At 71.5% G+C, this 6,537-nt stretch carries 6 protein-coding genes; 4 read left to right on the top strand and 2 right to left on the bottom strand.

The genetic code is table 11. From position 1 onward, the window contains the following. Positions 1–163 precede the first annotated feature (163 nt). Together ACFWVV_RS35355 and ACFWVV_RS35350 are read right to left on the bottom strand one after the other, a co-directional pair. Positions 164–1,009: an SMP-30/gluconolactonase/LRE family protein gene (locus ACFWVV_RS35355; protein ID WP_384347916.1), complete on the bottom strand. Its 846-nt coding sequence runs from the start codon at positions 1,007–1,009 to the stop codon at positions 164–166. Beyond that, on the bottom strand, positions 1,006–1,785 hold the full coding sequence (locus ACFWVV_RS35350) for an IclR family transcriptional regulator (RefSeq protein WP_384347918.1): 780 nt from the start codon (positions 1,783–1,785) through the stop codon (positions 1,006–1,008). The genes ACFWVV_RS35355 and ACFWVV_RS35350 overlap by 4 nt, the downstream gene beginning before the upstream one ends. A gap of 255 nt (positions 1,786–2,040) precedes the next feature. On the opposite strand from ACFWVV_RS35350, the gene ACFWVV_RS35345 reads away from it, so the two are divergent. The 4 genes from ACFWVV_RS35345 to chvE all read left to right on the top strand — a co-directional run bounded on the left by ACFWVV_RS35345 (position 2,041) and on the right by chvE (position 6,529). Beyond that, on the top strand, positions 2,041–3,195 hold the full coding sequence (locus ACFWVV_RS35345; RefSeq protein ID WP_384347921.1) for a mandelate racemase/muconate lactonizing enzyme family protein: 1,155 nt from the start codon (positions 2,041–2,043) through the stop codon (positions 3,193–3,195). Beyond that, positions 3,192–4,226, top strand: coding sequence for a zinc-binding dehydrogenase (locus ACFWVV_RS35340; protein WP_384347924.1), 1,035 nt, complete (start codon positions 3,192–3,194; stop codon positions 4,224–4,226). Before ACFWVV_RS35345 ends, ACFWVV_RS35340 begins: the two co-directional genes overlap by 4 nt. Before the next feature lie 151 nt (positions 4,227–4,377). Continuing rightward, a complete protein-coding gene (locus ACFWVV_RS35335; protein ID WP_384347926.1) occupies positions 4,378–5,406 on the top strand; it encodes a hypothetical protein in 1,029 nt (342 codons plus the stop codon). Between the two features lie 4 nt (positions 5,407–5,410). Further along, on the top strand, positions 5,411–6,529 hold the full coding sequence (chvE, locus tag ACFWVV_RS35330) for a multiple monosaccharide ABC transporter substrate-binding protein (RefSeq protein ID WP_384347929.1): 1,119 nt from the start codon (positions 5,411–5,413) through the stop codon (positions 6,527–6,529). The last annotated feature ends 8 nt before the right edge of the window (positions 6,530–6,537 follow it).

The raw sequence follows: 6,537 nt of genomic DNA, 5'->3' as shown, positions 1-6,537 counted from the left end.
TGGGGCCCCCCTGTCCACCACCCCCTCCGCGCCCCCCCCGTTGCGGCCCCTCCCCATATTCTATTGCCCCCGGGGCGGGGGGGGCCCCCCCGGGCGGGGGCCCCCACACCGAGCAGGGCCGCCGCCCCTTCGGCCCGCCAAGTACGGTGCCGCCGGGGACCCTTCAGCCCGCGAAGGCCGGGGCCGGCAGTCCCTGGCCCGCGCCAGGGACCACGAGCAGGGAGCCCGCATACGGGTGGGGGTGGGACTGACCGGTGCGGGCCGTGGTGATGTAGAGGTCGCGCAGGCCGGGGCCGCCGAACGTGCAGGCGGTGGGGCGTGGGACGGGCAGGTGGAGCGTGCGGTCGAGGCGTCCCTGCGGGGTGTAGCGGCGGATCTGGCCGCCGTCCCAGAGAGCGACCCAGACGCAGCCCTCGGCGTCGACGGTGAGGCCGTCGGGGAAGCCCGCGCCAGGTTCGATTTCCGTGAACAGGCGTCTGGGCAAAGGGGGTTGACCGGCCGCGTCGCATACGTCGATGCGGCGGGTGGGGCTGTCCACGTAGTACACACGGGTGCCGTCCGGGCTCCAGCCGGTGCCGTTGCTGACGGCCACGGAGTCGAGGAGCACGGTGGGGGCGCCGGTCGCGGGGTCGATCCGCATCAGGTGGCCGCCGCCCGGTGCCTCGTCGTAGCGCATGGTGCCGGCCCACAGGGAGCCGTCGGGCGCCACCGCCGCGTCGTTGCCGCGCCGGCCGGGGACCGGGTCGTGGTGCAGCCAGCGGAAGGTGCCGTCGGGGTCGTACGCGCCCACGCCGTCGCGGAGGTTGACGACCAGGCCGCCGCCGCTGCGCGGTTTGGCGGCGCCGACGTGCTGCTCGGTGGCCAGGACGGTGCGGCGGCCGGTTCCCGGCTCGAAGGTGTGGACGCGGGAGCCGAGGATGTCCACCCAGATCAGGCGGTTCGTGGCCGGGTCCCAGGTGGGACCCTCGCCCAGCTCGGCCCGCTCCCGTACGGCGATTTCGGCCCTCATGCGGACCGCCCTGCGCCACGGTGCCCGAGGCGCAGCGACAGGTCCGCGGCACCCTTGGCGGCCAGTCCGGCGAGTTCCGCCTCGCGCTCCTCGGTCCAGCGGATCATCGGGACCGACACCGACAGCGCGGCGACGACCCGCCCCGTGTGGTCGCGCACGGGGGCGGCGACACAGCTGACGTCGGGGTTGGACTCGCGGTGCTCGGCGGCCAGGCCGCACTCCCGGATGCCGGCCAGCGCCCGGTGCAGGTCCTGGGGGTCGGTGATGCTGTGCGGGGTCATGCCGGTGAGTTCGCGGCCGTCGATACGGGCGTGGAGTTCGTCCTCCGGCAGGGAGGCCAGCAGCATCTTGCCCACGGAGGTGCAGTGCGCGGGGAGCCTGCGCCCGGCGGCGGAGACCATGCGGACGGCGTGCGTGGAGTCGACCTTGGCGATGTAGATGACGTCGGCGTCCTCGAGTACGGCGACGTGGACGGTCTCGTCGCAGGTCTCGGCGACCTCGCGGGCGACCCGCTGGCCCTCGGCCGCGAGGTCGAGCTGCTCGGCGTACCGGCTGCCCAACTGGTAGTTGCGCACGCCCAGTCGGTATCGTCCGGGCTGCCCCTCCACGGTGACCAGGTAGTTGCGCGCGGCCAGCGTGGTGACGAGTTCGTGCACGGTGGTGCGCGGCAGGCCCAGCTTGCGGGTGATGTCGGGGGCCGACAGCGTGCCGTCACCCTCCAGGAACAGTTCGAGTATGTCCAGTGCCCTGGTCACTGCGGGAACGTGGCGTCCCATGGCCCTCCACCCAACTTTCTCCGAAGCGTGCTTCCGCGAGCGGTGTGCCTCACCGTGCGTTCGAAATTCCGATCGGTGATCGGTATCACGAACGCAGATTAGCCCGGCGGCCGTTCGCCGGGCAATGCCCCGCAGCGGGCAACGTTCTGTGCGCGACCCATTGACACCCCGAAACCCGCTGGCTACGGTCACGCCAACATTTCGAACGCGTGACGAAATATCGAACGACCGCGATTTTGCTGAGGAGCAACTGCCGTGCGCATCACGGGAATCACCACCCATGTCGTCGGGACCCCCTGGCGGAACCTGACGTACGTACTCGTCCACACCGACGAGGGTCTGACCGGCGTCGGCGAGACGCGCATGCTCGGCCACACCGACGCGCTGACCGGCTATCTCGGTGAGGCGGCCGCCAACCACATCGTCGGATCCGACCCCTTCCACGTCGAGGACCTGGTCCGGCGCATGAAGTACGGCGACTACGGGCGGGCCGGCGAGATCGTCATGTCCGGCATCGCGGTCGTCGAGATGGCCTGCTGGGACATCAAGGGCAAGGCCCTGGGCGTACCGGTCTGGCAGCTGCTCGGCGGGAAGGTGACCGACCGCGTCAAGGCGTACGCCAACGGCTGGTACACCACCGAGCGCACCCCGGAGGCCTACCACAAGGCCGCCCGGACGGTCATGGAGCGCGGCTACCGGGCCCTGAAGATCGACCCGTTCGGCACCGGGCACTTCGAGCTCGACGCCGAGCAGAGCCGGTACGCGGTGTCGCTGATCGAGGCGGTACGGGACGCGATCGGCCCGGACGCCGAACTGATGCTGGAGATGCACGGCCGCTTCAGCCCCTCCACCGCGGTGCGCCTCGCCAAGGACCTCGCCCCCTTCCACCCGGCGTGGCTGGAGGAGCCGGTGCCGCCGGAGAACCTGAAGGCGCTGGCGAAGGTCGCGGGCAAGGTGGACATGCCGATCGCGACGGGTGAGCGGATCCACGACCGCATAGAGTTCCGCGAGCTCTTCGAGTCGCAGGCCGTCGACATCATCCAGCCGGACCTCGGCCACATCGGCGGCATCCTGGAGACCCGCAAGCTCGCCGCGACCGCCGAGACGCACTACATGCTGGTCGCCCCGCACAACGTGGGCGGTTCCGTACTGACCGCCGCGTCGCTCCAGCTCGCCGCGTGCACACCCAACTTCAAGATCCTGGAACACTTCAACGACTTCGCCGACGCCGACATCAAGAAGGTCGTCAAGGGCGCCCCGCAGGTCGACCCGGAGACCGGCTGCTTCGAGGTCTCGCACGCACCGGGGCTGGGCGTCGAGCTGGACGTGGACGCGGCAGCCGAGTTCCCGCAGCAGCAGGCCCGGTTCGACCTGTGGGCCGAGGGCTGGGAGAAGAGGCAGCCGAAGTGAGCACCCCCGCCCGCGCCCGGGTGAGCCGTGCGCTCGTCGTCGACGCGCCGGGGCGCCACCGGCTGACCGAGGTGGAGCCGGGCGAGCCCGGTCCCGGCGAGGTCCTGGTCAAGGTCGCCGCCGCCGGCATCTGCATGAGCGACCGCGAGGTGTTCGACGGCCACCGCGACCCGGGCTTCGTCCGCTATCCGCTGGTTCCTGGCCATGAGTGGTCGGGGACCGTCGAGGCGGTCGGCCCCGGCGTGGACACCGCACTGATCGGCCGCCGGACCGTCGCCGAGGGGTTCAGGGCCTGCGGTACGTGCGCCCGGTGCCGCTGCGGTGAGACGAGCCTGTGCTCGGGCGGGTACGCGGAGACCGGGTTCACCGAGCCGGGCGCCTTCGCGGACCACGTCACCGTCCCCGCCCGGCTGCTGCACCCGCTGGCCGACGACGCGGACCTGCGCGCCGCCGCGCTGCTGGAGCCGGCGGCCGTGATCGCCGCCGCGGTACGGGCAGGGCGGCCGCGCCCCGGCGAGCGGGTCGCGGTGGTGGGCGCGGGCACCCTCGGGCTGCTCGCCGTACAGCTCCTCGCCGCGTCCTCACCGGACGGGCTGACGGTGATCGACCCCCGGGCGGCGCGCGGCGAGCAGGCACGCGCGTTCGGTGCGGTGACGGTGCTGACGCCCGAAGAGGCGGAGTCGGCACACGGGCACTTCGACCTGGTGGTCGAGACGGCGGGCGCACCGACCACCGCCGCCTCGTCCTGCCTGCTGGCCAGGCGGGGCGGGCGGGTGGTGCTCACCGGGATGTTCACGCCGGGTGCGGTGGGCATCGACCCGGTGCACCTGTCGCTGAGTCAGCTGGAGATCCGCAGTGTCTTCGGAGCGCCGTCCTTCGCCTGGTCGGACGCGGTCCGCGCGTTCGGGCTCGGGCTGCTCGACCCGGCCCCCCTGATCACCCACGAGTTCCCGCTGGAGCGGTTCGCCGAGGCGATCGCCCTGGTGGGCGGGGGCGATCCGGCCACCGGGAAGGTGCTGCTGCGGCCGTAGGCCCCCACCCCGCCAGTGGGGGCCGTACGTCACAGACCCGTCGGCCGCCGGTCCACCGCACGCGGACCCGCCGCACGCCACGGGGGCGAACACGCACACCCCTCGATCCGCACAACGTCCGAAATATCGAACAGAAGGAATTCGGGAGCACATGTCCCCTACGGCAGACACCCCCCGCCGCCCCGGCGCCGCAGCCCTCGCCCGCATCGGCCACCCCTCCCCCGCCACCGACCCCGCGGACACCTCCGCGCACTCCTTCCCCGACGGCGGCACCTGGCGCACCGAGCTCCCCTCGGTCGAGGGCCCCGAGGCGCTCGCCGTCGTGCTGAAGGAGAGCGCCCAGCTCGACGTGCCCGTGCACCGGATCAGCCAGGGCTCCGGCGTTTGGATGCTCACCGACACCGAGATCACCGAGATGGTGGAGGCCTGCGCGGCGCGCGGCATCGAGCTGTGCCTGTTCACCGGGCCGCGCGGCACCTGGGACATCGGTGGCTCCACCCGTACCGACTCCGGCGGCGGCGGGCTGCGCGCCCGGGGCCACGACGCGCTCGCCGGCTGTGTGGAGGACGCCCTGCGGGCGACGGAGCTGGGGGTGCGCTGCCTGCTCGTCGCCGACGAGGGCGTGCTGTGGACCCTGCACCGGATGCGGGTCGCCGGGGTGCTGCCCGCCGACGTCACCCTCAAGCTGTCCGCACTCACCGGACCGGTCAACCCGGCCTCGTACGCGGTGTACGAGCAGCTGGGCGCCGACTCCCTCAACGTCCCGTCCGACCTGACCCTGAATCACCTCACCGAGATCCGCCGGGTCAGCCGGGCCCCGATGGACATCTACGTGGAGGCGCCGGACGACCTCGGCGGTTACATCCGGATGTACGAGGCGGCCGAACTGATCCGGCGCGGCGCTCCGCTGTACCTGAAATTCGGGCTGAGCCGCTCCCCCGGTATCTACCCTTACGGCGCCCAGTTGCGCGACACCGCGCTTGCCTCTGCCCGCGAGCGGGTACGGCGTGGGCGGCTGGTGCTCGATCTGCTGGCCCGGCACGGGGCCGACGGCGGGATGTCCCCGCTGGGTTCGCGGCTGCCGGGTGAACTGCGGCGGTTCGCGGCACCGGCCGGCGCGCCCACCGGCGTGTCCTTCGCCACCTCCGCCGACGCCGTCGACGTACCGGAAGGGAACTGATCCCATGCGCCCCACCCGCGCCCTGAGCAGCGCCGCCCTGGCGGCCCTGCTCGTCGTATCGCTCACCGCCTGCGGTCAGGAGGCCAGGGGCGGCAGCCGCTACAAGGCCGACACCGGCAAGGGCGGCACGATCGGGCTCTCCATGCCGACCAAGGCGTCCGAACGCTGGATCGCCGACGGCCAGAACATGGCCAAGCAGTTCCAGCAGGCCGGATACCAGACCGACCTCCAGTACGGCGACAACAAGGCCGAGAACCAGATCGCCCAGATCGAGAACATGATCACCAAGGGGCGCAAACTCCTGGTGATCGCCGCGGTCGACGGCTCGGCGCTCACCGAGGTCCTCCAGCGCGCGCACGACGCGGGCATCCCGGTGATCAGTTACGACCGGCTCATCCTGGGATCCCCGTACGTCGACTACTACGCGTCCTTCGACAACGCGCGGGTCGGCGAGCTCCAAGGCAAGTACATCGTCGACAAGCTGAAGCTGGGCGCACCGTCGAAGGAGGCGGCGAAGCGCGAGAAGCACTCGATCGAGCTGTTCGCGGGCTCCCCCGACGACAACAACACCAAGTACTTCTGGGGCGGCGCCCTCAAGGTCCTCCAGCCCTACCTGACGAGCGGTCAACTCGTGGTCCGCAGCGGACAGACCAAGATGAACCAGGCAACCACCCTGGGATGGGACGGCGGCACCGCGCAGAAGCGGATGGACGACCTGATCAGCAAGAACTACGGCGAGCAGCGGGTGGACGCGGTGCTCTCCCCGTACGACGGCATCTCGATCGGCATCATCTCCGCCCTGAAGAGCGCGGGTTACGGCTCCAAGACGCAGCCGCTGCCGGTCATCACCGGGCAGGACGCGGAACTGGCGTCGGTGAAGTCCATCATCGGCGGCGAGCAGACGCAGACCGTCTTCAAGGACACCCGGAAGCTGGCCGCGCAGGCGGTGGCGATGGGGGACGCCACCCTGAACGGCAAGAAGCCGCAGGTCAACAACACCACCGACTACAACAACGGCAAGAAGACCGTGCCGTCCTATCTGCTGAAGCCGGTGAACATCGACAAGACGAACACCCAGCTCCTCGTCGACGAGGGGTACTTCACGGCAGGACAGCTCAAGTGACGGGCCGC

The organism is Streptomyces sp. NPDC058663, from assembly GCF_042716745.1.
Taxonomy (GTDB): Bacteria; Actinomycetota; Actinomycetes; order Streptomycetales; family Streptomycetaceae; genus Streptomyces.
Note: the sequence above shows the minus strand (reverse complement) of the source record. Positions and strands in the feature narration are given on the sequence as shown.

Excerpts from the sequence above, each read along its gene's own strand:
- chvE (WP_384347929.1), top strand. The coding sequence starts at position 5,411 with ATGCGCCCCACCCGCGCCCTGAGCAGCGCCGCCCTGGCGGCCCTGCTC.
- ACFWVV_RS35350 (WP_384347918.1), bottom strand. The coding sequence starts at position 1,785 with ATGGGACGCCACGTTCCCGCAGTGACCAGGGCACTGGACATACTCGAA.
- ACFWVV_RS35355 (WP_384347916.1), bottom strand. The coding sequence starts at position 1,009 with ATGAGGGCCGAAATCGCCGTACGGGAGCGGGCCGAGCTGGGCGAGGGT.
- ACFWVV_RS35335 (WP_384347926.1), top strand. The coding sequence starts at position 4,378 with ATGTCCCCTACGGCAGACACCCCCCGCCGCCCCGGCGCCGCAGCCCTC.